The sequence below is a fragment of the Arthrobacter sp. zg-Y916 genome (assembly GCF_020907385.1).
GTDB lineage: Bacteria > Actinomycetota > Actinomycetes > Actinomycetales > Micrococcaceae > Arthrobacter_B > Arthrobacter_B caoxuetaonis.
In genome coordinates, this window is the sequence record NZ_JAJJOD010000008.1 from 30,916 (window position 1) to 55,950 (window position 25,035).

24 protein-coding genes and 1 tRNA gene are annotated in these 25,035 nt (G+C 66.1%); 13 read left to right on the forward strand and 12 right to left on the reverse strand.

Annotation, left to right across the window (positions count from 1 at the left end; genetic code table 11):
- Positions 1-19 precede the first annotated feature (19 nt).
- From ligK to LOC59_RS13255, 3 genes are read right to left on the reverse strand one after another with little or no spacing between them, the layout of a single operon-like run.
- The gene (gene ligK, locus LOC59_RS13245) at positions 20-703 is read right to left on the reverse strand and encodes a 4-carboxy-4-hydroxy-2-oxoadipate aldolase/oxaloacetate decarboxylase (RefSeq protein WP_227897509.1); all 684 of its coding nucleotides are present in this window, start codon (positions 701-703) and stop codon (positions 20-22) included.
- A complete protein-coding gene (locus tag LOC59_RS13250; RefSeq protein WP_227897508.1) occupies positions 696-1,745 on the reverse strand; it encodes an amidohydrolase family protein in 1,050 nt (349 codons plus the stop codon). The genes ligK and LOC59_RS13250 overlap by 8 nt, the downstream gene beginning before the upstream one ends.
- The gene (locus tag LOC59_RS13255; protein ID WP_227917473.1) at positions 1,742-2,923 is read right to left on the reverse strand and encodes a 4-oxalomesaconate tautomerase; all 1,182 of its coding nucleotides are present in this window, start codon (positions 2,921-2,923) and stop codon (positions 1,742-1,744) included. The genes LOC59_RS13250 and LOC59_RS13255 overlap by 4 nt, the downstream gene beginning before the upstream one ends.
- 141 nt (positions 2,924-3,064) lie before the next feature.
- Between LOC59_RS13255 and LOC59_RS13260 the strand changes: the two genes are divergently transcribed.
- The 3 genes from LOC59_RS13260 (at position 3,065) to LOC59_RS13270 (ending at position 5,324) form a co-directional block, all read left to right on the forward strand.
- Complete coding sequence (locus tag LOC59_RS13260) at positions 3,065-4,036, forward strand: VOC family protein (protein ID WP_229972520.1); 972 nt, start codon at positions 3,065-3,067, stop codon at positions 4,034-4,036.
- 11 nt (positions 4,037-4,047) lie between these two features.
- Positions 4,048-4,380 (forward strand): hypothetical protein, encoded by a 333-nt coding sequence (locus tag LOC59_RS13265; protein WP_229972522.1) that lies wholly within the window; start codon positions 4,048-4,050, stop codon positions 4,378-4,380.
- 116 nt (positions 4,381-4,496) lie between these two features.
- Complete coding sequence (locus tag LOC59_RS13270) at positions 4,497-5,324, forward strand: transporter substrate-binding domain-containing protein (protein ID WP_229972524.1); 828 nt, start codon at positions 4,497-4,499, stop codon at positions 5,322-5,324.
- A 9-nt stretch (positions 5,325-5,333) separates the two neighbouring features.
- Here LOC59_RS13270 and LOC59_RS13275 read toward each other — a convergent pair whose 3' ends face one another.
- The 3 genes from LOC59_RS13275 to LOC59_RS13285 are packed head-to-tail and all read right to left on the reverse strand — an operon-like array spanning position 5,334 to position 9,893.
- Positions 5,334-5,942 (reverse strand): isochorismatase family protein, encoded by a 609-nt coding sequence (locus LOC59_RS13275; protein WP_227917475.1) that lies wholly within the window; start codon positions 5,940-5,942, stop codon positions 5,334-5,336.
- Positions 5,939-7,813 (reverse strand): hydantoinase B/oxoprolinase family protein, encoded by a 1,875-nt coding sequence (locus LOC59_RS13280; RefSeq protein WP_227897502.1) that lies wholly within the window; start codon positions 7,811-7,813, stop codon positions 5,939-5,941. The genes LOC59_RS13275 and LOC59_RS13280 overlap by 4 nt, the downstream gene beginning before the upstream one ends.
- Positions 7,814-7,817: 4 nt before the next feature.
- The gene (locus LOC59_RS13285) at positions 7,818-9,893 is read right to left on the reverse strand and encodes a hydantoinase/oxoprolinase family protein (protein ID WP_227917476.1); all 2,076 of its coding nucleotides are present in this window, start codon (positions 9,891-9,893) and stop codon (positions 7,818-7,820) included.
- 266 nt (positions 9,894-10,159) lie between these two features.
- On the opposite strand from LOC59_RS13285, the gene LOC59_RS13290 reads away from it, so the two are divergent.
- From LOC59_RS13290 to LOC59_RS13300, 3 genes are read left to right on the forward strand one after another with little or no spacing between them, the layout of a single operon-like run.
- The gene (locus LOC59_RS13290; protein ID WP_229972526.1) at positions 10,160-11,362 is read left to right on the forward strand and encodes a CaiB/BaiF CoA transferase family protein; all 1,203 of its coding nucleotides are present in this window, start codon (positions 10,160-10,162) and stop codon (positions 11,360-11,362) included.
- On the forward strand, positions 11,359-12,327 hold the full coding sequence (locus tag LOC59_RS13295; RefSeq protein WP_227897499.1) for a hydroxymethylglutaryl-CoA lyase: 969 nt from the start codon (positions 11,359-11,361) through the stop codon (positions 12,325-12,327). Before LOC59_RS13290 ends, LOC59_RS13295 begins: the two co-directional genes overlap by 4 nt.
- 10 nt (positions 12,328-12,337) lie before the next feature.
- Positions 12,338-12,997, forward strand: a complete 660-nt coding sequence (locus tag LOC59_RS13300) for a GntR family transcriptional regulator (RefSeq protein ID WP_227897498.1) — start codon at positions 12,338-12,340, stop codon at positions 12,995-12,997.
- On the opposite strand, the gene LOC59_RS13305 is transcribed toward LOC59_RS13300, so the two are convergent.
- The 3 genes from LOC59_RS13305 to LOC59_RS13315 all read right to left on the reverse strand — a co-directional run bounded on the left by LOC59_RS13305 (position 12,994) and on the right by LOC59_RS13315 (position 15,072).
- Positions 12,994-14,025, reverse strand: coding sequence for a hypothetical protein (locus LOC59_RS13305; RefSeq protein WP_227897497.1), 1,032 nt, complete (start codon positions 14,023-14,025; stop codon positions 12,994-12,996). The two genes, LOC59_RS13300 and LOC59_RS13305, sit on opposite strands and share 4 nt — an antisense overlap.
- 304 nt (positions 14,026-14,329) lie before the next feature.
- A complete protein-coding gene (locus LOC59_RS13310; protein WP_227897496.1) occupies positions 14,330-14,575 on the reverse strand; it encodes a helix-turn-helix domain-containing protein in 246 nt (81 codons plus the stop codon).
- Positions 14,575-15,072, reverse strand: a complete 498-nt coding sequence (locus LOC59_RS13315) for a DUF2975 domain-containing protein (RefSeq protein WP_227897495.1) — start codon at positions 15,070-15,072, stop codon at positions 14,575-14,577. The genes LOC59_RS13310 and LOC59_RS13315 overlap by 1 nt, the downstream gene beginning before the upstream one ends.
- Positions 15,073-15,205: 133 nt before the next feature.
- On the opposite strand from LOC59_RS13315, the gene LOC59_RS13320 reads away from it, so the two are divergent.
- Positions 15,206-16,021, forward strand: a complete 816-nt coding sequence (locus LOC59_RS13320; protein WP_227897494.1) for a DUF427 domain-containing protein — start codon at positions 15,206-15,208, stop codon at positions 16,019-16,021.
- A 73-nt stretch (positions 16,022-16,094) separates the two neighbouring features.
- Positions 16,095-16,394 carry a hypothetical protein gene (locus LOC59_RS13325; protein ID WP_227897493.1) on the forward strand — a complete coding sequence of 100 codons (300 nt, stop codon included), beginning with the start codon at positions 16,095-16,097 and terminating at the stop codon, positions 16,392-16,394.
- Positions 16,395-16,603: 209 nt separating this feature from the next.
- Here LOC59_RS13325 and LOC59_RS13330 read toward each other — a convergent pair.
- Positions 16,604-16,680 (reverse strand) — tRNA-Thr (locus LOC59_RS13330).
- A 135-nt stretch (positions 16,681-16,815) separates the two neighbouring features.
- Positions 16,816-17,694, reverse strand: coding sequence for a DsbA family protein (locus tag LOC59_RS13335; protein WP_227897492.1), 879 nt, complete (start codon positions 17,692-17,694; stop codon positions 16,816-16,818).
- Between the two features lie 163 nt (positions 17,695-17,857).
- Here LOC59_RS13335 and LOC59_RS13340 point away from each other — a divergent pair, with 163 nt between their 5' ends.
- The 4 genes from LOC59_RS13340 (at position 17,858) to LOC59_RS13355 (ending at position 22,824) form a co-directional block, all read left to right on the forward strand.
- Positions 17,858-19,330, forward strand: coding sequence for an alpha,alpha-trehalose-phosphate synthase (UDP-forming) (locus LOC59_RS13340; protein WP_227897491.1), 1,473 nt, complete (start codon positions 17,858-17,860; stop codon positions 19,328-19,330).
- Positions 19,327-20,103, forward strand: coding sequence for a trehalose-phosphatase (otsB, locus tag LOC59_RS13345; protein WP_229972534.1), 777 nt, complete (start codon positions 19,327-19,329; stop codon positions 20,101-20,103). Before LOC59_RS13340 ends, otsB begins: the two co-directional genes overlap by 4 nt.
- A 157-nt stretch (positions 20,104-20,260) precedes the next feature.
- Positions 20,261-21,349, forward strand: a complete 1,089-nt coding sequence (locus tag LOC59_RS13350; protein ID WP_227897489.1) for an ABC transporter ATP-binding protein — start codon at positions 20,261-20,263, stop codon at positions 21,347-21,349.
- Between the two features lie 113 nt (positions 21,350-21,462).
- Positions 21,463-22,824, forward strand: coding sequence for a DUF4032 domain-containing protein (locus tag LOC59_RS13355; RefSeq protein WP_229972536.1), 1,362 nt, complete (start codon positions 21,463-21,465; stop codon positions 22,822-22,824).
- An 85-nt stretch (positions 22,825-22,909) separates the two neighbouring features.
- Here the strand turns inward: LOC59_RS13355 and LOC59_RS13360 are convergent, their stop codons facing one another.
- Complete coding sequence (locus tag LOC59_RS13360; RefSeq protein ID WP_229972539.1) at positions 22,910-23,611, reverse strand: DUF4190 domain-containing protein; 702 nt, start codon at positions 23,609-23,611, stop codon at positions 22,910-22,912.
- A 535-nt stretch (positions 23,612-24,146) separates the two neighbouring features.
- Here LOC59_RS13360 and LOC59_RS13365 point away from each other — a divergent pair.
- Positions 24,147-25,035, forward strand: an 889-nt coding sequence (locus LOC59_RS13365) for an alpha-amylase family glycosyl hydrolase (protein WP_269440083.1), incomplete at its 3' end; no start/stop codon positions are given.

The window sequence follows — 25,035 nt, forward strand, 5'->3', positions numbered from 1 at the left end:
ATGCGCCGTACCGGCGTTTTTAGCCGAGGTAACGCAGGCCGGCCGCTTCGAGCTTTCCGCGCATCTGGTACATGTCCAGGCCCAGTTCCCCTGCGGCCAGGCGTTTGCGTTTGGCCGCTTCGTTCTCTTCGCGCTCCCTGGACGCCTCCGCCACCTCACGGGTGCGGGCCGCCGGGACGACCACGACGCCGTCGATGTCCGCGACCACCATGTCCCCGGGATGGACCAGCGCGTTCGCGCAGACCACGGGCACGTTGACCGACCCCAGCGTCGCCTTCACCGTTCCCTTGGCATGGATCGCGCGGCTGAAGACGGGAAAGTCCATCTCTTCCAGCGCAGCGGCGTCACGGCAGCCGCCGTCGATCACGAGGCCAACCCCTCCCCGGGCACGGACCGATGTCGCCAGCAACTCACCGAAAAACCCGTCCTCGCACTCCGTGGTGCAGGCGGCCACGAGCACATCCCCCGGCTGCAGCTGTTCGACAGCGACGTGGAGCATCCAGTTGTCCCCCGGCTGCAGCAGTACTGTCACGGCGGGGCCACAGAGTTTCGCGCCGGGGTAAACGGGCCGGATATAGGGCCGCATGAGCCCCAGCCTGCCCATAGCTTCGTGCACTGTGCTTGTCCCGAACGGCTGCAGCGCCGCGGCGTCGGAGGCCGACGGCCGGGTAATGGTGCGGTGGACTATGCCGAGTTCATGCATGGGTACTGCTCCGTTCCCCGCCGCGGCTGCCCAGGCGGGCATCCAGCCGGGGATACACGGCCCGGGCATTGTGCTCTTGGATGTCGTCGAGCTCTTCGATGGTCAGGCCCGCGGCTGCGAGATAGCGCAGCGTGTCGTCAAAGTGGAAGCCCGTGCACGGGTCAATATCCCGGACCGCGCCGATCATTTCGGAGGCAAAAAGGATGTTCTTTGTCGGTATCACCTCCAGCAGCAGGTCGATGCCTGGCTGGTGGTAGACGCACGTGTCAAAGAAGACGTTGCTGAGCAGGTGTTCCTCCAGCGGAGGCTTGCCCATCGCCATGGCCAGCCCGCGGAGGCGGCCCCAATGGTAGGGAGCAGCTCCCCCGCCGTGCGGAATGACAAAGCGCAGGGTCGGGAAGTCGGCGAACAGGTCGCCCTGGATCAGCTGCATCACCGCTGTGGTGTCTGCATTCAGGTAGTGCGAACCGGTGGTGTGGAAAGCCGGATTCACGCTGGTGCTCACATGGATCATGGCCGGAACGTCATACTCGGTGAGCTTTTCATAGATGGGGTACCAGGACCGGTCCGTCAGCGGCGGGGCGTTCCAGAGACCGCCGGAAGGATCCGGATTCAGGTTGACGGCCACGGCGCCGTATTCCTCCACGCAGCGCACCAGCTCCGGAACGCTGGTCGCCGGATCAGCGCCCGGGGACTGCGGGAGCATTGCGGCGGTGGCGAACCGGTCCGGGAACAGCGTGCTGACCCGGTAGCAGAGCTCGTTGCAGATGGCGGCCCACTGGGCGGAGGTCTCAAAGCTGCCAATGTGGTGGGCCATGAAAGAGGCCCGGGGCGAGAAAACGGTGAGGTCGATGCCACGCTCGTCCATCTGGCGCAGCTGGTTGGCGGTGATGCTCTTCCGCAGGTCATCGTCGCTGATGCGAAGGTCGGCTGGGTGCGGCGCCGGCACGGAGGGGTCCTCCAGCGACGCCGTCTGCTGCTGGCGCCATGCGGCCAGGGCCGGCGGCGCCGTGGTGTAGTGGCCGTGGATATCGATGATCATCGGTGTTCCTCTCCGGAGGGTCCCTGCCATACGGCGCGCGGGACATAGGCGGTGCCTGCCATGATGAGCCGTGCCGTGCGCAGCAGGGCAGAGCGGGTCACCCGCTGCGGATCCTGCGGATCCAGTCCGAGTTCCACGGTGAACTCTCCCGCCGGGTGCTCCACGGAAACCGGCTGACCGGGCGGCGGCGCCCCGCCGGCAACGGCCTGGGCGACCGTTCCCTCAATCACGCAGGCGGTGGCTGCGGTGACCGCCGCCAGCACGCCAATGGACTCGTGGCATACGTGCGGGATGAAGCTGCGGGTGTTGAGGGTTCCGCCGCTGCGGGCCGCGGAGACCAAGGTCATCTTGGGGTAGTTCTTTGCGCTTACGTCTCCCAAACCCATCAGGTGCCCGCAGGCGAGGCGCAGCTGCTCGAGCCGATCCTTGAGATCACCGTCGGCGTTGAGCGCGGCGGGATCTTCGTAGCCCGAACGTCCCAGGGCGGCGGCCTCCACGATGACCAGGGGCTGTCCGTTGTCGATGCAGGTGACCGCGACTTCGCCCGATCCGTCAAGATGCACGGTGTTCCTGGCCCGGCCCGTGGGCAGGAGCTGGTCGCAGACCGAACCTGCGGTGTCGAGAAAATTGATGGTGACCGGAGACGATGTTCCCGGGACCCCGTCGATCCGGGTATCGCCGTCGTAATCCACGTACCTGGCCCCGTCCCCCAGCGGAGTGCGGATGCTGATCTCTGCCACCATCCCGGTATTCAGCGTGAGCACTGCTGCGGTCGTCGTGTCGGAGTGCGGTTCCAGGAGACCGCGTTCGACGGCGAACGGCAGCACGGCTGCCAGCATGTTCCCGCAGTTGGGGGTGGTGTCGACGGTGCCGGTGTCAGGGCGCAGCTGCGCGAACAGGAACTCAAGATCGATGCCCGGGCGCCGGCTGACGGAGACGATGCCGGCCTTGCTGGTCAGCGGATTCCCTCCGCCCATGCCGTCTATCTGCAGCGGGTGCGGCGATCCCATGACGGCACGGAGGACGGCGTCTCGCCGGGCGGTGTCCTGCGGGAGGTCGCCTGCTGCGAAAAACGGACCGCGCGATGTGCCTCCGCGCATGAACATGCAGGGAATGCCGACCTGGTTGCCGGCCGGCTGTCCCGGTGCCGGCCCGGCTGCCCCCTGAACCTGTTCCATGCTCCCCTCCCCGTCGGACGCTAGTCAGCAACGTACCCGCCGGCCACTTTGCCGTCAATATTGTTGACAATTGTCCGGACGGGTGATGGACTCCCTGCGTTGCCCTGCAGTTGAGCGTGAGAAATGCGGAAGGAAAATCCCATGGCGCCTGGATTCCGGGACATTGCCCACGTTGGTTTCGTGGAGCTCTACACCCCCGACTTTGAGGGGAGCCTCTGGTTCTTCACGGAACTGCTCGCCATGCGGGAGGTCGCACGCGAGGGCGATTCCGCCTACCTGCACGCCTGGGACGACTACGAACACCACACCATCAAGCTGACCCGGCACGCCACCTCCGGCGTCGGCAGGCTGGGCCTCCGGGCCTCCAGCCAGGAGGCGCTGGAGCGGAGGGTTGCGGCCATCGAGGCGGCCGGCCGCGGCACGGGCTGGCACGACGGCGGACCCGGCATGGGAAAGACCTACGCCTTCACGGACCCTGATGGCCACCCCATGGACCTCTACTACGAGAGTGCCTGGCATGTTCCCACGGAAGAGTCCCGGCCGGCTCTCAAGAACCAGGCCGACCGCTTCCCCGGCCGCGGAGTCAACGCCCGCCGGCTGGACCACGTCAACTTCCTGGGCGCCGACGTCGAAGCCAACGGGCGGTTCGTTGAGGACATCCTGGGCGGCAAGCCGACCGAGCAGATCCGGCTGGACAACGGCTCCCTGTCCGCACAGTGGTTTACGTTCTCCAACAAGTCTTATGACCTGGTCTACAGCGGGGACTGGACCGGCAGCAGCGGACGACTGCACCACGTGGCCTTTGCCACCGACACCCGGGAAGACATCCTCAAGGCAGCAGACATCTTCCTGGAAAACGGCATCCACATTGAAACCGGGCCGCACAAACACGCTATCCAGCAGACCTTCTTCCTCTACGTGTACGAACCCGGCGGAAACCGGATCGAGTTCTGCAACGCCGGGGCACGCCTGATTCTGGCGCCGGACTGGAAAACCATCGAATGGACCGAGACCGAGCGGGCCAAGGGCCAGGCATGGGGCATGAAGACGATCTCCACCTTCCACACCCACGGCACACCGCCTGTCTCCGGGCCGGGACAGATCACCCCATGAAAGGCGGAACCATGCCAGCAGCTCGGTTCCTTGCCGGTGCCGCAGCCGCCGTCCTGCTGGTCAACGCTGTTCCCCACGGCGTCAGCGGACTCCAGGGCCGCCGTTTCCCCTCCCCGTTTTCCAGTCCGCCCGGGGGCGCCCTGTCCCCGCCTTCCGCGAACATCGTGTGGAGTGCAGCCAATGCAGCCGGGGGCATGCTCCTGCTGCGGCGGGCCGGATCCTCAGCGGCGGACCGGTGGATCATGGCGGGATCCGGGCTGTGCATGGCGTTTGTCCTGGCTGCCCACTTCGGCAGGGTTCTGCCGGAACTTGACGCCGCGGAACGGTCCCACAGCACCGGATAACGTTTCCGCATCGGCAATGATTATGGCTTTGACGTGGGCAGACACCCGCTGCAGCTTCCTGCTAGGTCTTGAGGGAACGGAGAACCTTCCGCTTCCCCCAACCTCAAGGAGTACCAGTGCCGTCATTCCATCTGCTGCCCGTTCTTGCGCTCTCAACCCTGCTTGTTGCCGGATGTACCAGTCCGGGCGCCGCCGAACCCGGGGCCTCCACCGCACCCGGGGGCCAGGACGCTGCGCACGAGTCGCGGCTGGACCTCATCAAGTCCCGGGGTTCGCTCATTGTCTGCACCACCGGGGATTACCGGCCGTTCACCTACAAGGACCCGGAGACCGGCGAATTCAGCGGCATCGACATTGCCATGGTCCAGGACCTTGCCTCACGCCTGGACGTAGACATCGAGTATGTGCAGACCACGTGGAAGGACCTGATGCCGGACTTCCTCGCCGGCTGCGACATCGGTGCCGGCGGAGTCTCAGTCTCCCTGGCCCGGGCCGAGCAGGCCTTCTACAGCAGCACCGTGCTGGACGACGGTAAAACCCCGATTACGCGGTGCGGTGAGGAGGAGCTCTACGACACCGTGGAGGAAATCAACTCACCCGGCGTCCGTTCGATCACCCCGATCGGCGGCACAAATGAAATCTTCGCCGACGAAAACTACCCTAACGGCGAGATCATCCGATTCGAGGACAACAACACGATTTTCGATGAGATCGTCGCCGGCCGCGCCGACGTGATGACCACCGACGCCGCTGAGGTGAAATGGGTCGACAACGAGTACCCGGAGCTGTGCGCCGTGGACCCGGACAACCCGTTCAACTTCTCGCAGAAGGCGTACCTGCTTCCGCTCGGCGACACGGTGTTCCAGGAGTACGTCAACCAGTGGCTGAACCTCGCGGAGAACGACGGCACGTACGACGCCGCGAAGGAGCCCTGGTGGGGGTAGGCGCCTGAGCTAGCCCTCCCGGAAGTACTCTTCCACGGCGGAGCTGTTCCAGATCTCCGCGTACTTTGCCTGGAGGTCGTACAGCGATCCGTCGTGGACCGCGGCGTCGCGGTCCCCAACAGCGTTTCCGACGACGATCGGCACGAATCCGTGCTGCATCGCATCGACTGCCGTTGCGCGGATGCAGCCGCTGGTGCTGGTGCCCACGATGACCAGGGTGTCGATTGCACGGGTGTGGAGGAGCTGGGCCAGGTCCGTGCCGAAGAAGGCGCTGGCGTACTGTTTCACCAGCACGGTTTCCCCCTCCTCGGGGGCGACCTCCGGCATGAGCTGGCCCAGTTCCGTCTCCCCGATCAGCAGGCGGAGTGCCGGGACCTTGCGGATAAACACTCCGCCGTCCGCGCCGTCCGGCCCGAAGCTGACCCGCGTATGCAGCACCGGGACGCCGCTGGCACGGGCAGCGGCAAGCACCTGCGCCGCGCTGTCGAGGAATTCCTTGTCCGGCAGGCAGAGCGGGCTCTGCGGGTCGAAGTAGGCACGCATCAGGTCGACGGCCACGACGGCGGGCGCTGTGCCCGGTGCCAGGGTGCCGTCGAATCCGTGGGCGAAACCGGTCACGCCAGCGCCACCGGCGGCAGCGGTGCAGCCAGGCCCGTCTCAGCCAGACTGTTGGCCAGCAGGTCCGCCATCTCTCCGCCGCGGTTGAAAAGGGGCAGGGGGCCCTCCCGGTCGCCGCGCAGCCGTTCACGGAGCGCCTGAGTGGCCTCGGCGTCGGGCGTTCCCTCCTCCGAGCACACCACTCCGTAGGCGAGCGCGCCCTGCGCCGTCACCAGTCCGCGCCGGACCTCTTTGCAGACCAGCTCCGGATCACGCTCCAGCGGATCACCCCAGCCGCCGCCGCCCCAGGTGACAAAATGCAGGACGTCACCCGGTGCGACCTGAACGTCGTGGACCTTGGACGGAAGGATAAGCGTGGTCCCGTCGGCCTTATCGATCCATTTCCGTCCGCGGGCGCCCGGCTCGCCGCCGCGGACACCCCACGGATAGGTGAGCCAGCGGTCGTCGTGAATGGCGATGGTCCCGGGTTCCAGGAAGCGGTACGCGACGTCGACGCCGTTGCCTCCCCGGTGCAGGCCGGCGCCTCCGGTGTCCGCGATGGTCTCCCAGCGGTCAATGACCAGCGGGTAATAGGACTCCAGGTACTCACACGGAATGTTCGTGAAGGACGGCCAGAGCGAGTGCCCGTCCGGGCCGTCGCCCACCGGCCGTCCGGGGATCCCGCCGAAGCCGATCGAGTACAGCTGGAACCATTCACCCCGCCGGTCCCCGGAGCTGTAGTTCCCGGAGTACATGAAGTGCGGGGAGGATGAGAAACCGGCGCCGTTGAGCAGGTCCGGGTTGGCCTGGCCGAGCAGCCCGCCGAAGAGGTCGAACAGCCGGCCAATGCCGTGGTTGCGGCCGTTCAGCGCGGCCGGATAGCGCGGTTTCCAGAACGTGTCATCGGGGATTTCCACGTCCACCAGCGGATAGAACCCGTCGTTCCACAGGATCTGCGGATCGGCCACGGTGATCATGTAGATGCCGAAGAACATCCGGATCAGGTTCTCGTTGATGTAGTAGTTGATCGGACCCTGCGCCTGCGGGCTGCTGCCGGTCAGGTCGATCAGCACCTTGTCCCCGGTGCGGGTGATGGTCATCTTCAGCTCGTACGGGCCGAAGCCGCGGCCGTCGTCATCGATGTAGTCGGTGAAGGAGAGCGGTTTGCCCTCTTCGAACACCATGGACAGCAGCGTCTTCATGGCGCGGTAGTTCCGGTCCAGCAGGGCGTTCAGTGCGGAGGTGTAGGTGTCCACGCCGAACCGGGCGCACATTTCCTGCACCCGCCGGGAGGCGGTGCTGCAGGCTGCGACCAGTCCGTTCAGGTCCGCCCGGTTCCAGTCCGGCTTGCGGACCTGGTTCAGGATGATGCCCAGTGCCGTGTCGTCCCTCTCTCCGCGCCGGTAGAGCTTGAACGGCGGAATCACCACGCCTTCCTCGAAGATGGTCCGGGCATCGGTGGGCATGGACGCCGGAGTCTTCCCGCCGACGTCGGTCATGTGCCCGAACTGCGAAGCCCATCCGACGATCCGTCCCTCGAAGAAGATGGGCATCACCACCAGCCAGTCGTTGGCATGGCTGATCGCTGCCCCGCAGGAATACGGGTCGGAGGTCATCAGCACGTCGCCCTCCTCGATGGTTCCGTGGAAGTTCTCCAGGAAGTCGGGAATCGAGAGGCCGAACTGCCCCACGATCATCTTGCCGCTCGGGTCGGCGATCAGGGGAAACTCGTCGTGCTGCTCCCGGATCCCGGGACTGAGGGCAGTGCGGAAGAGTGTTTCGTCCATCTCATACCGCGCGCTGCGGAGCGCGTTTTCAATGAGGTCAAGCGTTACGACGTCGACGTCCACGGCCTGCAGCGGCTCGGTGGCGGTCTCCACTAACTGGGCCATGGGCCTACTCCTTCGGGTCTTGGACGGGGCGGATGAGCAGGCTGCCGTGCGGGTGCACGGCAGCGGTGTGTCCGGGGAGGACCAGGGTGGTGGAATCCATCTCCGCGATGACCGCCGGGCCGGGAACCACATTTCCCGCCAGGAGGCGGTCCCGGTCGTACACCATGGCCTCGACCGAGCTGCCTTCCACGAAGATGGTGGTGGAGGTCCGTTCCGCTGCCGACGGATCCGTGCCGCCGGTGTCCAGGCTGATGGAGGCGACCTCCGGACGCGGACCGTTCACGGTGGACCGGACGGTCACGAGCTCGTGCTCGTTGTCCAGCAGGAAGGAAAAGAGCCGCTCGTGCTCTTTGTCGAATGCCTGCCTCAGCCCCGCGAACCCGCCGCCGTCGCCGGCTGCAAACGCCGCGTAATCCAGCGGAACCGGGATCTCGAAACCCTGCCCGTGGTAGCGGACGTCGGCGGAGTAGCTGACGGTGAGGTCGGAGTCCCCCAGCCCCGCCGCGAGCAGGGTTTCCCGGGCGGTGGCGCTGAGCTCGTCCAGCAGGCCGGACAGTTCCGCGTCGGTGAAATCGCCGAAGGGACGGACCAGCGTCCGGGCTGCTTCATTCCGCAGGCTCGTAGTGGCATCGCCGTAGGCCGACAGCACGCCGGGCGACGGCGGGATGATCACCGGCCACGCTCCGGTGAGCTTGCCCAGCGCGTTGGCGTGCAGCGGCCCCGCTCCCCCGAATGCCACGAGGGCGAAGTCCCGCGGGTCGAATCCCTGCTGGGTGGACACCAGTTTCAGCGCGCCGAACATGTTCTCGTTGACGATGTTGACGATCCCCTCAGCGGCCCGTTCAACATCGTTCAGCCCGGTCGCATCGGCAATGGTCTTCACGGCTGCCGCTGCTGCTTCCGCGTCGAGGCCGATTTCCCCGCCTGCCAGTTCGGCCGGAAGATAGCCGAGCACAACGTTTGCGTCCGTGACCGTCGGATCGGCGCCGCCGCGTCCGTACGACGCCGGTCCCGGCGCCGCCCCTGCGGACTGCGGCCCGACGCGCAGCGCCTGGGTCAGCGGCGGAACGTGGGCGATCGATCCGCCGCCGGCACCAACGGTCCGCACATCCACCGAGGTGGCCCGGACGGTGAGGTCCCCCACCGTGGTCTCGCGGCCGATGCGCGGCTGCAGGTTCTGGACCAGGGCGACGTCGGTGGACGTGCCGCCCATGTCGAAGGTCAGGAAGTCGGTGTAGCCGGCCTGCTCAGCCGCCCAAGCCGCGCCGGTTACGCCTCCGGCCGGGCCCGAAAGCAGGAGCGAGACGGGGTTGTCCGCAGCGACGGTTCCGGAGACAAGTCCTCCGTCACTGCGCAGGATCGAGAGCTGGGTATCCATCCCTGCGTTGGCAAGCTGCGCGTCAAGGTTCCGCACGTAGCCGGAGACCTGGCCCTGGACGTAGGCATTGGCAACGGTGGTGATGGCGCGTTCGTATTCACGCAGCTCGGGAAGGACAACGGAGGAGCGGGACACCGGAACGCCGGGGAGCACTTCGCCGGCGATCTCGGCGATCCGCGCCTCGTGGCTGCCGTTCGCGTACGCGTTGATCAGGCAGATACTCAGCGCCTCGACGCCGTTGCGCCCCAGTTTGGCCAGCTGCCGGCGGACGTCGTCTTCGTCCAGGGGCGTCAGTACGGCGCCGGCCGTGGAGACGCGCTCCGTTACTTCGACGGTGTCCTCGAGATCCGCAAGAGGCTCCGGCTTGGGCCAGATGATCCAGCCGGCGAGCCCTCCGGGAACGAAGGAGCGCGCAATCTGCAGCACCTGGCGGAAGCCCCGGGTGGTTACCAGCCCAACGCGGGAGCCCTTCTGTTCCAGGATGGCGTTGGTCGCAACGGTAGTGCCGTGCAGCACGTCCTTCACCGCGGAGGTGTCGATCCCCGCGGCGGCGCATACCTGGCTGATGCCGTGCAGCACGCCGACTGACTGGTCCTCGGGAGTGGAGGATGTCTTGTACCGGTGCGTTTCGCCGGTGTCCTCATTAACAAGCAGAATGTCCGTGAATGTGCCGCCGACATCCACGCCTAACCGAAACGCCATCAGTTCTCCTTGGGGGTGGTGCTGCCGGTCCACGCGTGGCCAGGGCAGCGGAAGGATCCGTGCCGGAAGTGCATTTATGCCGCTTCATGCCGCCGGCCCCGTTGCCTGCGTCACATGAGTGGCATCAGGCTAGGGGTGCGATGTTGCACTGTCAATAGATTGCATACAACCCTTCGCAAAGCTTCCGCCAGCGTCCTTGACACTGGGATATCCAACTGTCAGGTTGTATGCACACTGCCCGTACCCGGCCCACAGAAGGAGCAACCATGCCACCTGCACAACAGGGCCCGCTGGCGGGCGTTCGGGTGGTGGAAATGGGCCAGCTGCTCGCAGGGCCGTTCTGCGGACAACTCCTCGGGGACCTGGGCGCCGACGTCGTCAAAATCGAAGACCCGGCACGCGGGGATCCGCTGCGCCAGTGGGGCCGGCAACTGCCCGAAGGCATCTCCCTCTGGTGGTCGGTGGTCGGACGGAACAAGCGGTCCGTGACCCTGAATCTTCGGGACCCCGAAGGCCAGGAGCTGGCTAAACGGCTGATTGCACAGGCCGACGTCGTCATTGAGAACTTCCGCCCCGGGACCATGGAACGCTGGGGCCTGGGGTTCGAGGAGCTTCGCCGGGAGAATCCCCGGCTGGTGATGGTGCGGGTTTCCGGCTTTGGCCAGGACGGCCCGTATGCGCAGCGCGCCGGGTATGGAGCGATCGGCGAAGCGATGGGAGGCCTGCGCTACGTCGTCGGCGATCCGTCCACGCCGCCCTCCCGGGTGGGGATCTCCATAGGCGACACCCTCGCCGCAATGTTCGCGGCCATCGGAGCCCTCGCCGCCCTGCAGGAGCGGCAGTCCAGCGGGCAGGGGCAGGTTGTTGATTCCGCCATTTATGAGGCTGTCCTGGGAGTCATGGAATCCCTGGTGCCGGAATGGCAGGTCACCGGCTACCAGCGCGAGCGCACCGGAGCCGTGCTGCCCAACGTTGCACCCAGCAACGTCTACCCAACCCAGGACGGCCAGTGGCTGCTGATCGCCGCCAATCAGGACACTGTCTTCGCCCGCCTGGCCAAGGCCATGGACTCCCCTGGACTGGCGGACGACCCGCGCTACGCCACCCACGGCGCCCGCGGGGAGCGGCAGCAGGAGCTCGACGACCTGATTGCCGGCTTCACCTCCGGGCTGGACGCTGACGAACTCGAGAAACTCCTCCAGGAACACGGAGTCCCCTCAGGCAAGATTTTCCGTCCGGCGGATATGTTCACGGACCCGCAGTTTGCCGCGCGGAAATCCATCACCGAAGTGGACCACCCCACCCTGGGTCCGGTGTCCATGCAGAACGTGTTCCCCCGCCTCAGCCGGACGGGCGGCAGCATCCGCTGGCCCGGCCCGGAGCTCGGAGCCCATACCGCGGAAGTCCTTGCCGGGATCGGTGTCGACGAGGCAGCGCTCCAGGAGCTGCGCGCCCGGGGCGTGGCATGAGCCTGCCGGGGCTTCCGTCCTCGGTCCGCCTGGTGGAGGTGGGCCTGCGGGACGGGCTGCAGTCTGTTCCGGAACCGCTGAGCACCGCCCACAAGGTGGAACTGGTCCAACTGCTGATCGATGCGGGCGTCCGCGAAATCGAGGCGGTGTCCTTCGCCCACCCCAGGGTCCTGCCGCAGCTGGCTGATGCCGCCGAGGTGATGGCCGCCGTTCCCCGGGTCCCCGGCGTGCGCTACCGCGGTCTGGCACCGAATTACCGGGGTGCCGAACGGGCCGCGGACTGCGGCCTGGATGAACTGGTGGTGGTGGTCTCCGCAGACCAAGAGGTCAGCCGGCGCAACCAGCGGCTCTCCGTCGATGAAGCACTGGCCGGACTGGAGCGGATCGGCGAGCTGGCCCGCTCCGCGGGCCTGCGGCTGGTCACCGCCGTCGCCTGCTCCTTCTTCGCCCCCGCCCGGGGCCCGGTAGCCCGCGAAGAGCGGCTGCGGGTGGTGGATGCAGCTGTGGCCGCAGGGTCGGCCGGTGTCTACCTCGCCGGGACCTCCGGGCAGGAAGAGCCCGGCGAAATCTATGACGGAATCCGTGAGGTCCGCGAGCTGTATCCCGGGCTGGAAGTTGGTGTCCACCTGCATAACCGCAACGGCTTCGCCCCGGCGAATGCCCTGGCTGCACTGCAGGCCGGCACGGACTGGATTGAGGGCTCCTTTGCCGGGCTGGGCGGAGACCTCTGGTTTCCCGGAGATCCCTCCGTGCTGGGCAATGCGCCGTTCGAGGATCTGGTGCACCTGTGTGACGGCCTCGGCATTCACACCGGAGTGGACCTGGAGAGTTACCTGCTGGCAGCCAACCGGATCGTGGAGCTGACCGGGCGGGCATCGGCGTCGTTCGTTGCCCGCGGCGGCACCCGCACCCAGCTTGCCGAGGCCCGCTGGCCGGCGGACGAACCCGCCTCCGGCAAGGGATAACGTAGTTCACATGGACCATTCCCCCGCCGCCTCGGATCCCGTCGAGGAGAGCCCTTACGCCCGCCTGCGTGCCCTCATAGCCTCCGGTGAGGTCGCTCCGGGCGCCTGGCTGCGGGAGGCCGCCCTTGCCGAACGGCTGGGCGTTTCACGGACCCCGGTCCGGGAGGCACTGAACCGGCTGGCCGCCGAAGGAATTGTGGAGATCAGCCGGAACAAGGGTGCCCAGGTGGTCTCCTTCTCGCCCGAGGACGTGGCAGGGCTGTACGACGTGCGGGCCGGCTTCGAGCCGCATGCGGCACTGCTGGCCGTTCCCCGGCTAACGGACAGCGACGTCGAGCGGCTGGCCGAACTGAACACCGCCATGGAAGCCGCGGCAGCGGACGGGGACCTGCGGACACTGGGAGCACTGAACAACGAGTTCCACGGGCTTTTCGTGGACCGCTGCGGCAACCGGCACTTTGCCGTGGCCCTGCAGACCCTGATGCGGCCGGCAGTAGTCGCCCACACCTTCGGGACCTACAGTCCCGAAGCCCTGCGCCGCAGCATGCTCCATCACGCGGAACTGGTGGCTGCGGCGCGGGCCCGCGACGGCGAGTGGGCAGAAGCTGTGATGCGCACCCACATCCTGGCCGCACGGAACGCCGCCGGGGCGCGGACTGCCGCCGTCTAGCGGCGGGCTTGGCTCTCCGAGGACCACGTACTGCCGGCGCTGAAAGGGTCGAAGAGCAGCCGGCCGAACATTTCCCGCTGGGCCGGCTGCGCTTCCTTGCCCTCATCCAGGCGCTGGATGACGTAGCGGTACAGCTTTTCCTGCAGCACGTGCGCTTCGCCCTCGCTGAAGGGTCCGTGCGCCAGTCCACCGATCCGCTGCTCGAGCTCAGGCAGCCGCGCCAGTCCGGAAGGATCCGGCGCCATCGCGATGCCGAACACGACATCCAACAGGACGCTTGCCTTCTCCGCTCCGGTCGAGTCGGGATCGGCTTCCACTGCCTGCAAGGTGCGCTCGGCCGCTGCCCGCGCCGGTCCATAGGCGGGCAGCCTGAGCAGGAAGCTGACCAGGGCGGTGCCGGATTCGTACCCGCTGACGGGTCCGGAGAGCCATTCCTCCAATGCCCTGCGGCACAAGTCGTCACCTGCCAGGAACAGGAACTGCGCTGCGAACCCGACGACGTCGCTGCGTCGGCAGCGTTCGGCGTGGTTCGTTCCGGCAGGAAACCCTGCGAGCGCCGCGATGGCCATCTGGTGCAGCGCTTCCGCCAGTTCCTCGTCCTCCTCCCGTTCCCGGAGGGAGCCGAAAACGTCCCAGCCCGGGCGGTCCTGGAGATGCCAGTACAGTTCCCGCATGAGGTAAGGCACCCAGGGGCTGCCCGGACCGTGCTCCTCGACGGCGAGGAAGAACGCGCCGGTCAGGTACAGAGGGTCACGGGGCCGGCGGTGGTCCCATGCCGCGTCGTAGAGGTGGATTGCCACCTCGCGGTCGTGGTTCAGGGCCGGGACTGATTCAGCGAAGTCCCACGCCCTTTCGCACAGTGCCCTGCCCTCCCCGGTTTCGCCGCAGCCGGCGTACGCTTTGGCCGCGGAAAGCACGGTCATGATGTACGGCTTGGGCTGTGGAATGCCCTGGCCTTCCATGGCCCGGACTGTGCTGAGAAGTTCCGCCGGGCCGTGCTGCTGTCCCCCATGTTGTTCATTCCCCATCGGGACACGGTACCGCCGTTTTGCGCGGTGTCATGGGAACGCGGCCCTTAAACCACAGACGCCGGTCCGGAGCCGGTGATTCCACCCCCATGGAAATCACCGGCTTCGGCCCGGCGCCTGACCCCTGTACGGGACCTTCAAACCTGTGGATCCCTGCCCTGCAGTGATCCAGTACTGAGACTACCTAAGTTTCTTCCGTGCCAGCGTCGGTCTAGGACACAACTTCATATCAACCGCGGCAGGTCGAACAGGTGCGGAAACCGGACACGGCCAGGCACGGCGCCGGCGCCCGTTTTACCCGGCGTCAGGCTTGGGCCTGGTGTACGCGGTCCGCGCTGTCAGCACTCTCCGGCACCCACCGCAGCAGGTCTCCGGGCTGGCACTCCAGGACCTCGCAGAGCGACTCGAGCGTGGTGAACCGAACCGCCTTGGCTCGCCCGTTCTTCAGCACCGCCAAGTTCGCCGGAGTAATGCCGATCCGCTCAGCCAGGACACCAACGGGCATCTTGCGCCGGGCCAGCATCACGTCAATGTCGACGACGATTGGCATCAGATCACCTCGCTGAGCTGCGTTCGGAGGTCCAGCGCTTCCGCTTCCCTCACGACAGCCTGGGCGAGCAGGGCCCGCATCACGACGACGACGAGCGCCACTCCCGCGGCGGTCACCGCCGCTCCTCCGACCAGGAGCACGATTCCCGGGGCAACCGCTTCTCCGGGCGCGAGCAGGAACCCCAGGGCAACCAGCAGCAGGGCCGCGGATCCTACGGCGCCGATGATGATGTCCACCCAGCGGAACGCCGCGGCGGAAAAGACCGTCCCCCTGCGGACCATGGTGAGCAGGCGCCAGACGCAGACCAGGGTGACCTGGAACGCGAGCACCCCGAGACACACGATGACCAGGAACGGAATCCGCAGGGCAGCGATCGCCGGATCGCCTTGGTCCAGGTCGGTGCCCAGCAGGGGTACCAGCACCACTTGGATGAGCAGCGTCCCTGCCAGGACTCCTGACATCAGCACGCGCAGGATGAGGATGGTGAAGTTTCCCATGGCGGCCTCTTGGCTCGATATCGAATGATCTTCTATTAATATCGATAAACGATAGATTGGTCAAGCGTTTTGGTGCCTGCGCCGAATTCCGCAACGCCTTGTTTGGCCGGTCCGCCGGCAAGACACTGGATGCATGGCACTGCACATCACCCCGGAGTTCGCGAAGATGCTTCCGATGCTGCGCTTTGAGCCCACCCCGCGGCGGATCCGCGCCCTGGTGGGGTCGGACGCCGTCGTCGACTCCACCAACGCCTTCCTGGTGTATGAACCGCGGCGCGTGACGCCCGTATTTGCCGTACCGCCGGAGGACATCTCTGCCGGCCTGGTCCCTGCGGAAACGGAGGTTGACCCACTGGCCATGGTCCCGCCGGGCGCCTTGATGGATCCGCGGTATCCGTTCAGCGCCCACACCGCCGATGGGCAGGCCCTGGACATTGTGGCGGGCTCCCAGGTGCTGGCCGGGGCGGGATTCAGGCCGTCCGACGCTGACCTGGCGAACCATGTCGTGCTGGATTTCTTTGCCTTCGACAGCTGGTTTGAGGAAGACAATGAGATCAAGGGACACCCGCGCGACCCGTTCCACCGTGTCGATGCCAGGGATTCCTCCCGCGCGGTCCGCATGCATCTCAACGGCGAGCTCCTGGCTGAGACCCGGCAGCCCCTCTTTGTCTACGAGACCATGCTGCCGCCGCGTACCTATTTTCCAAGGAGCGACGTCGATTGGGACCTCCTCAGCCCCTCGGACACGCAGACGGTTTGCCCCTATAAGGGAACGGCGTCCTACTGGTCAGTCACTGACGACCCGGCCGGCACTGACCTCGCTTGGTCCTACGAGTCGGTGCTGCCGGACTCGGGGCAGTTGAAAGACCGGGTCTCGTTCTTTGACGAACGGGTCGAGACCTACGTCGACGGCGCCAGGCAAGAGATCGACTCCATCTTCCGGTTCTAGGGGGCTGTTTGGTTCCGCTTCCGGAGCGGGACGGCCTTCAACGGCGCTCAGGATTTTCTGGGACACTGGGATCATGAGCGAGCAGCAGAATGGAAAGGCCAAACACCCCGGCCCCCTGGGCCGGTTCACCGGGTCAGGCCCGCTCCTTACCGTGTTCCTGCTCGCCGGGCCGCAGATTCCGGGCCTCGTGAGCCGGATGTTCTCCGCGTCGCAGCCCGGCATCTATGCGGCGTCGAACGTTTACGGCGGGGCGACCCTCACCCTGGCCGCTGCTGTCCTGCTCGTGTGGCTGGTCGGCAAGCGTTCGACCGAGGCCCAGTCGCAGCCCCGCCCCGATGACACGGCGGATGCAGACCACCCCCGCGGCAGCTAACGTCTTCCCGCTGCGCTGAGACAGCGGGTCCTGAGACTGAAATCCCAGCCGCTGTTACGCGCCCCTGTTTTTCTGTGTGCTGAAGACGCTACTGGGGAGTGATGGTCCAGGTGCCTGAAGATGTCACCTGAACGAAAGCGGAAACTCCGAGTCCATTCATGGAAAAACCCCTCCCGACCGGGCGTTATGCCTGATCAGAAGGGGTTTCGTGGAGCCCCCTGCCGGATTCGAACCGGCGACCCCCTGTTTACAAGACAGGTGCTCTGGCCAACTGAGCTAAGGAGGCGTGGACCGGGAAACCGGCCCCGCGCCGTCGTCGTCCGCGGACAACAAAACAGCGCTAGACAAGATTAGCCCAGCACACCCGCCGGAACGAAACCAGGACTGGTCCGCTCCGGCGGGGCGCCGGCTGGAGGAGCTGCTAGGAAGAAGCCTCGGCCTTGTTGGCGTCGATGGCAGCCTGGACGGTGTCGACGAAAGCGTTCAGGTCGGCTTCGGCTCCGTTGACGTAAACCGTCGGGGTGCCGCTGACTTCGGCTTCGCGTGCCAGCGAGTCGGCGTACTTCACGTAGGTACGGAACCCGTCGCTGGTGATGCAGTCCTTGGCATCCGAGGCGCCGACAGAGTCTGCCATATCGGCCAGGGCAGCGTTGTTGATCTCGCCGGAAGCATGCTGCGCGAAGATGGCCTTCATGAAGTCCCAGTAGGATTCCGGGTTGGTGTCCGCCACGCAGGCAGCAGCGTTGGCGCCGCGGGAGGAGTAGTTCGTGGGCGAGTTACGGTCCAGGAACGCCACCGTGCGGTATTCGTAGGTGACCTCGCCGGCGTCGAGCCAGGAGCCGATCTGGTCACCGTACGTTCCGGTGAAGTCCGCGCAGTGCACGCAGTTGATGTCGACGTACTCGACAATCTGTACCGGCTCCCCGGGTCCGGCTGCTTCGACGCCTGCAGGCACGGTGTCGCCGGCTTCATTTGTGGTCGTTGCCTCGGGCAGCGCGTTGACGTCCACTTCCAGCGGCTCGGTAGGCTCCAGCGCGGTGGTGGAGGTGAGGGTGAAGCCGCCGTCCGCGTTGCCGTTGGCCGGGGCCGGTCCGGCGTCGGGAATGTCCCCGCGGAGACTGTTGACCACGATCACAGCGACGATGGCGATGACGGCGACGATTCCCGCCACGATTCCCCAGCGCGTCAGCAGCTTGTTGCGGCGTTCCTTCTTAAGCTGCGCTTCACGCAGGGCCCGCGCTTTTTCACGCGCCGCAGCCTGGCGATCAGCCTTGGTGGCCTTGGGGTTCCGGTCGCTCATGTTTCCTTCTGTCTCTCTAACGGCCGCGCTGGTAGCGGCATCAACGTACACAGTCTCCGGGACAACGATATCCCGGCACCCCATGGACAACGTCCCGGGAGGGTACAAAGTTTCCCCTGTTGGATAGAGTGGCAAACAAACAAGTCAACTTAGGAGTGCGAAGGTGAACGCTGTTGCCGCGGAATCGAAGACTGAGATTTCAACGGACGGGTACGGCGATTACGACTTCATCGTTGTCTCAAACCGCCTGCCCGTAGACCGGGTGGCGGACAACGGATCTGACGACGGCGACACATGGCGCCGCTCCCCCGGCGGGCTCGTGACGGCGCTGGCGCCCGTCATGGCAAAGGCCGACGGCGCGTGGGTCGGCTGGCACGGCGCCCCGGACGAAACTTTGGACCCCTTCGACCACGACAACATGCATCTGCGGCCGGTGCCGCTGAGCGACTCAGAGGTTGAGCTCTATTACGAAGGCTTCTCGAACGCGACCCTCTGGCCGCTCTATCACGACGTCATTGCACCGCCGGAGTTCCACCGGACCTGGTGGGACTCCTACCGCACGGTGAACCGCCGTTTCGCAGAAGCTGCGGCTGAAGTCGCCGCCGAGGGGGCCACGGTGTGGGTCCAGGATTACCAGCTCCAGCTGGTGCCGCAGCTGCTCCGGAAGGCCCGCCCGGACCTGAAGATCGGGTTCTTCAACCACATTCCCTTTCCTCCGCTGGAAATCTTCGCCCAGCTGCCATGGCGCCGGGACATCATCGCCGGGTTGCTGGGAGCGGACCTGATTGGCTTCCAGCGCCCCAGCGACACGGCGAATTTCCTGCGCTGCGTCCGCCGCTTCGCCGGCCACTCAGTCCGCCAGCAGCAGGTGCACGTCACGGACGAGGATGGCAATTCCTATGTCTCGCGGGCCGAGGCCTTCCCGATTTCCATCGACGTCGACCAGATCACGGAGCTCGCCCACCGTGAAGACATCATCGAACGCTCCAAGCAGATCCGCCGGGAGCTCGGCAACCCCAAGGTGATCCTGCTCGGCGTGGACCGGCTGGACTATACCAAGGGCATCAGCCACCGGCTCAAGGCTTACGGCGAACTCCTCGAAGACGGCCGTATCACCGTGGAGGACGCCTCCCTGATCCAGGTGGCCAGCCCCAGCCGCGAGCGCGTGGAACAGTACCGGCTGCTGCGCGAAGAGGTTGAAGGAACCGTCGGCCGGATCAACGGCACCTACGACACCATGGGCAACACCGCCATCCGCTATCTGCACCACTCCTATCCGGTGGAGGAGATGGTTGCCCTGTACCTGGCCTCCGACGTCATGCTGGTCACGGCCCTGCGCGACGGCATGAACCTGGTGGCCAAGGAATACGTTGCCGCCCGGACGGAGAACTCCGGCGCCCTGGTGCTCAGCGAATTCGCAGGGGCTGCAGACCAGCTGCGCCAGGCAGTGCTCGTGAACCCGCACGACATCGACCGCCTCAAGGACGCGATCGTCTCCGCCATCAACATGCAGCCGCGCGAAGCCCAGCGCCGCATGCGCCTGATGCGCCGCCAGGTCCTGCAGAACGACGTCGAACGCTGGTCGCAGAACTTCCTCAATGCCCTGCGGCTGGAGGGAGAAGGAGAGCACCAATGATTTCCCTGGACCTGCGCACGGCGCTGGCAACACTCGCTGCGGCCGACGAGCTGCTGGTGGCCGTCGACTTTGACGGGACCCTGGCGCCCCTGGTGGAACACGCCGAGGACGCCCGTCCGCTCCCGGAAGCCGCGGCAGCAATGCGCGCCCTCGCCGGCGTGCCGCACACGGCGACGGCGATGATCTCCGGCAGGGCCCTGGACAGCCTGCGCAGGGCTGCCTCTCCGGAACCGGAAACCCTGCTCGTAGGCAGCCACGGCGCCGAAACCTGGACCGGGCCCAACGCCGAACCGCTGCAGCTGACCCCGGAACAGGCTGCCTTGCTGGCCCGCGCCCGCAATGCCCTCGAACAGGTGGTCATGGATTTCCCGGAGTGCAGGATCGAAGGCAAACCCGCCGGGGTCGTCCTGCATACCCGCAGCGCGCCCCACGATGTCGCTTCCGCAGCCGTTGATGCCGCCCGCGCCCGGCTGGGGGAACTCGACGGCGTCCAGGTGACCGACGGAAAGCAGGTGCTGGAGGCGTCGGTCGTGCATGCCAACAAGGGAGAGGGCATCCGCGCGCTCCGCGAACTCACCGGCGCGACGGCAGTTTTCTTCGCCGGCGACGATGTCACCGACGAGCAGGGGTTCGCTGTCCTGGAGCGCGGCGACGTCGGCATCAAGGTTGGCGCAGGCGAGACGGCTGCCGCATTCCGGGTGCAGAATCCCGGGGAGTTCGCACAAGTGCTGGAACACCTGCTGGACCTGCGCCGGGCCGCCGTCGGCAATTAGCTCCCGGTCTCCCGCTTTTCATGCCGGGGCTGGACAGACATGGCATACTTGGCGACAGTGAGTGCTCTTGTGGCGCCCATCACGATATTTTACAAATTCATATTCACCCATTCACAACGGATCGTCGGGCACGTACCTGCCCGTGAAGGGAAACATCATGGCAACGGTAACGTTTGACCAAGCAACACGGCTGTACCCGGGCACAGAGCGCCCCGCAGTCGACAACCTCAGCCTGGAGATCGCCGACGGCGAGTTCCTGGTGCTCGTGGGCCCCTCCGGCTGCGGCAAGTCGACCTCCCTGCGTATGCTCGCCGGGCTGGAAGACGTCAATTCGGGACGCATCCTGATCGGTGACCGCGACGTCACCGACGTTCCGCCCAAAGACCGTGATATCGCCATGGTTTTCCAGAACTATGCGCTTTACCCGCACATGTCCGTCGCGGACAACATGGGCTTCGCCCTGAAGATTGCGGGCGTTTCCAAGGAGGAACGCGCAGAACGGGTCCGGGAAGCAGCAAAGCTGCTGGATCTCGAGGACTACCTTGACCGCAAGCCCAAGGCGCTCTCCGGCGGCCAGCGCCAGCGTGTCGCGATGGGCCGCGCGATCGTGCGCAACCCGCAGGTGTTCCTCATGGATGAGCCGCTGTCCAACCTGGACGCCAAGCTCCGCGTCCAGACCCGCACCCAGATCGCTTCGCTGACCCGCCGGCTGGGAGTCACCACCGTCTACGTCACCCACGACCAGGTCGAGGCCATGACCATGGGCGACCGCGTTGCAGTCCTCAAGGACGGCGTACTGCAGCAGGTAGACACTCCCCGAAACCTCTACGACAAGCCGATGAACGTCTTCGTGGCAGGCTTCATGGGCTCCCCCGCCATGAACCTGCTCGAGCTGCCGGTCACCGAAGGCGGCGTCACCTTCGGCGGGACCGTCTACCCCGTGCCGCGCACCATCCTGGACGCAGCTGCAGGCAACACGGTGACCTTCGGCGTCCGGCCCGAAGACATGGACGTCGCCGCCGACGGCGAGGGCCTGAAGGTTGAGGTCGACGTCGTGGAGGAACTCGGTGCCGATGCTTTTGTGTACGGGCACACCTTCCTGGACGGCCAGGAGCACGCCATCACCGCACGCGTGGATGCGCGGAGGCCGCCGGCCAAGGGCGATACCCTGTTTGTCCGCCCCAAGCCGGGACACGTGCACCTTTTCGACACCAGCACCGGAGAGCGACTTGCTGACGAAGCGTAGCCTTTAGCCACTCCTTGCACGTGCGGTGGCCTTTCCCCTGAACTAGACTTCTGGGGGAAGGCCACCGCATTGGTTTAAGCCCCGCAACTGAGTCCATAGAAGGCATTTTGCCCATGACTGAAACTCCCCGCGCCAACTGGCGCGATGAACCGACGGACTGGGGACAGCCCGGAAAACTTCCCCGCAGCCATGCGGAAGCAACCCAGTCACCGCTTGGTTCGCTCAACATCACTGCAGCTTCCATGGACCCCGCGCTGCTGGACCTGCCCTGGTCGATTCCGCTGGAAGATTGGCCGAAAGAAAACCTGGCGGCCCTGCCCCGCGGCATTTCGCGGCACGTTGTGCGCTTTGCCCGGCTGGGCGACTCCCTGGTCGCCATCAAGGAAACCAGCGAGCACGTAGCCCGGCAGGAGTATCACATGCTGCGCAAGCTCAGGCGGCTGAATGTGCCGAGCGTGGCCCCTGTCGCCGTCATCACCGGCAGGATGGACAAGGACGGGGAGGAACTGGCACCGGTGCTGGTCACCCGGCACCTGCGCTTCTCACTGCCCTACCGCGCCGTTTTTTCGCAGACGCTGCGCGAAGTCACGCTGACCCGACTGATCGATGCCCAGGCGCTGCTGCTGGTGCGGCTGCATCTGGCCGGCTTCTACTGGGGCGACGTGTCCCTGTCCAACACCTTGTTCCGGCGGGATGCAGGCTCGTTTGCCGCGTACCTGGTCGATGCCGAAACAGGTGAGCTCTACCCCGAGCTTTCCAACGGGCAGCGCGAGTACGATCTTGAGATCGCCCGGGTGAACATCGCCGGCGAGTTGATGGATCTGGCCGAGGGCGGGCTGGTTGAGGAGAACATCGACCCCCTTGCCACCAGCGAGCGGATTATGGACAGCTACCGGAACCTCTGGGCGGAGCTGACGGAGCAGGAGTCCTTCGACTTGGGTGAGCGCTGGCGCGTCAACGCACGCATCCGGCGGCTCAATGACCTGGGGTTCGACGTCGACGAGCTCACCATACGCACCACGCCCGACGGCTCCCGCGTGCAGCTTCAGCCCAAGGTGGTCGACGCCGGCCACCACCAGCGGCGGCTGCTCAGCCTGACCGGACTGGATGCCCAGGAAAACCAGGCCCGCCGGCTGCTCAACGACCTCAACTCCTACCGGGCAGACAACCACCCCGAGATGGACGAAGAACTGAGCGCGCACCTTTGGGTCTCCCAGGTCTTCGAACCGATAGTGAAGTCCGTGCCGCGTGAGCTGGGCAGCAAGCTGGAGCAGGCGGAGGTGGTGCATGAGGTCCTGGAGCACCGCTGGTACATGTCCGAAAAGGAGAACCGCAACGTGCCGATGGCCGAAGCGGTGCAGTCCTATATGGACACGGTGCTGCGCCACCGCAGGGATGAAGCGGCGATCCTGCTCAACCCGGACACCAAGACCATGCGCATGCTCGAAGGCGGAGCGGCGCCGGGGCAGGGCTGAGCCCGCACATACCGGAGGCCGGGCACCGGCATGGTCTGCCGGGCCCGGCCTCCGGTGCCGCTCGCCTGCCCTGGACGGTCAGAGGTTAGAGGGACTGCTCGAAGTCAGACGGGCACTCGATGAATTCTCCGTCGATATAGACCTCTCCGGGTCCGTTGGCCTCGCATGCCTCAACGATGGTCATGGCAGCATCGGCAGCGAAGACAAACACCGCGATGGTCATAAGCAGCGTGAGGACAAACACCACGGCGCCGACGATGATGCCGGCCAGTGCCGGACCGTTGCTTAGCTTGGCTTTACGGGACTGGACGAATCCGACGATGCTCAGGATCAAGCCCACCACTGAGGCGAACGGGATAAAGAACAGGCAGGAGAGGATCAGGCCCACAATGCCCATGGTCTTGCCGGGGTTCGTTGCCGGGGCCTGGTAGTTCGGGTAGCCGTAGGGCGAGGACTGCTGGCCGTAACCCGGGTATCCCTGCTGGGTACCGGGGTACCCCTGCTGCTGTCCGTAGGAATTGTCCCCGCCGTAGGGCGCCTGCTGGCCGACAGGCTGCTGCTGCTGCCCATAGGGTGCAGCTGGCTCCTCCTGCTGCCCGTACGGCAGGTTCCCGGGGCTGGCAAACGGCTGCCCGCCCGGTGCGGCCTGGCCGGACTGCGGGCTGTACTGTCCGTAGAGCGGCTGGGTCGGCGCGCCGATGTCCGGAACCTGCTGTGTGGCTTCTTCCGGCTTCGCGGGCTGTGTTTCGGGCTGGCCGGAGCCGGCGTCGTTTCGGTTCTCTGACATGGTTCTCCCGGGAACTTTGTAAGGCGATAGTGGCATGCGGTCCGCCTCTGCGGCGAGGTCCGCGATCGCCGCCCAGTCTATCCTGCGCAGCTGTCACTCCCCCGTAGATTCATCTCAACCCCCAAGCCAGCGCCCCCGACCACCTCCCAAACCCGTTGCACTCCCGCAGCCCGGACTCCGCTCCAACCACCGGACCCGCGGTCCGGGTTAGGCGCACGGACCAACCAGCGGACCCGCGGTCCCGGTTAGGCGCACGGACCAACCAGCGGACCCGCGGTCCGGGTTAGGCGGCTTTAATATTCCAAGCGAGCTCTGCGAGCGAGGAATTTCGTTGCCGCCGTTCCGGACCGCGCGTCCGCGGCCAGTGCCGCCCTCACCGAGCCGCCGCCGAGCCGCGCGTCCGGGCCAGGTCCGAAGTCGCACACCACACCCCTGTGTGAGCAATCACCAGTCATTATTCGGCACACCCCAGGGAACACACGCCGTTAAAATTAAGGTAAGCAGACTGCAATGTGTGTAAAGGATGATCCTGTCTATGGACAATGCTCTCCGCGATCCTTCCCCTGGTACCGAAAAGCTCCAGCTTGTTCCTGTCCATGAGGCCTCCGCCGAACGCGACCGCCAATGGTGGCGCTCCTCGGTCATCTACCAGATCTACCCCCGCTCCTTCCGCGACCTGCGCGGGGACGGCATCGGCGACCTGCCCGGCATCACCGCCGAACTCCCCGCCCTCGCCGAACTCGACATCGACGCAATCTGGCTCTCCCCCTTCTACGTCTCCCCCCAAAAAGACGCCGGCTACGACGTCGCCGACTACTGCGACGTCGACCCCCTCTTCGGCACCCTGGACGACTTCGACACCCTCGTCGCCACCGCCAAAAAACACGGCATCCGAGTCATCGTGGACCTCGTCCCCAACCACTGCTCCGATGCGCACCCACTCTTCCAGGCAGCCCTCGCCGCCCCCGAAAACTCCCCCGCCCGCGACATGTTCATCTTCCGCGACGGCACCGGAGAACACGGCGAAAACCCGCCGAACAACTGGCAGTCCCACTTCGGCGGCCCCGCCTGGACCCGCACCACCAACCCCGACGGCACCCCCGGCCAGTGGTACCTGCACCTCTTTGACTCCACCCAGCCCGACTTCAACTGGGACAACCCCGCCGTCCACGACGAATTCGAACGCATCCTGCGCTTCTGGCTCGACCGCGGCGTCGGCGGCTTCCGCGTCGACGTCGCCCACGCCCTGATCAAGAAAACCGGGCTCCCCGACTGGGGCGGCCGCGCCGACGGCGCCTCCTCCGAAGGCTTCCCCGGAGAGGCGGCCCCCATGTTCGGCCAGGCCGGCATCCACGACATCTACCGCTCCTGGCGCAAAATCCTCGACGAATACGACGGCGACCGCGTGCTCTGCGCCGAAGCGA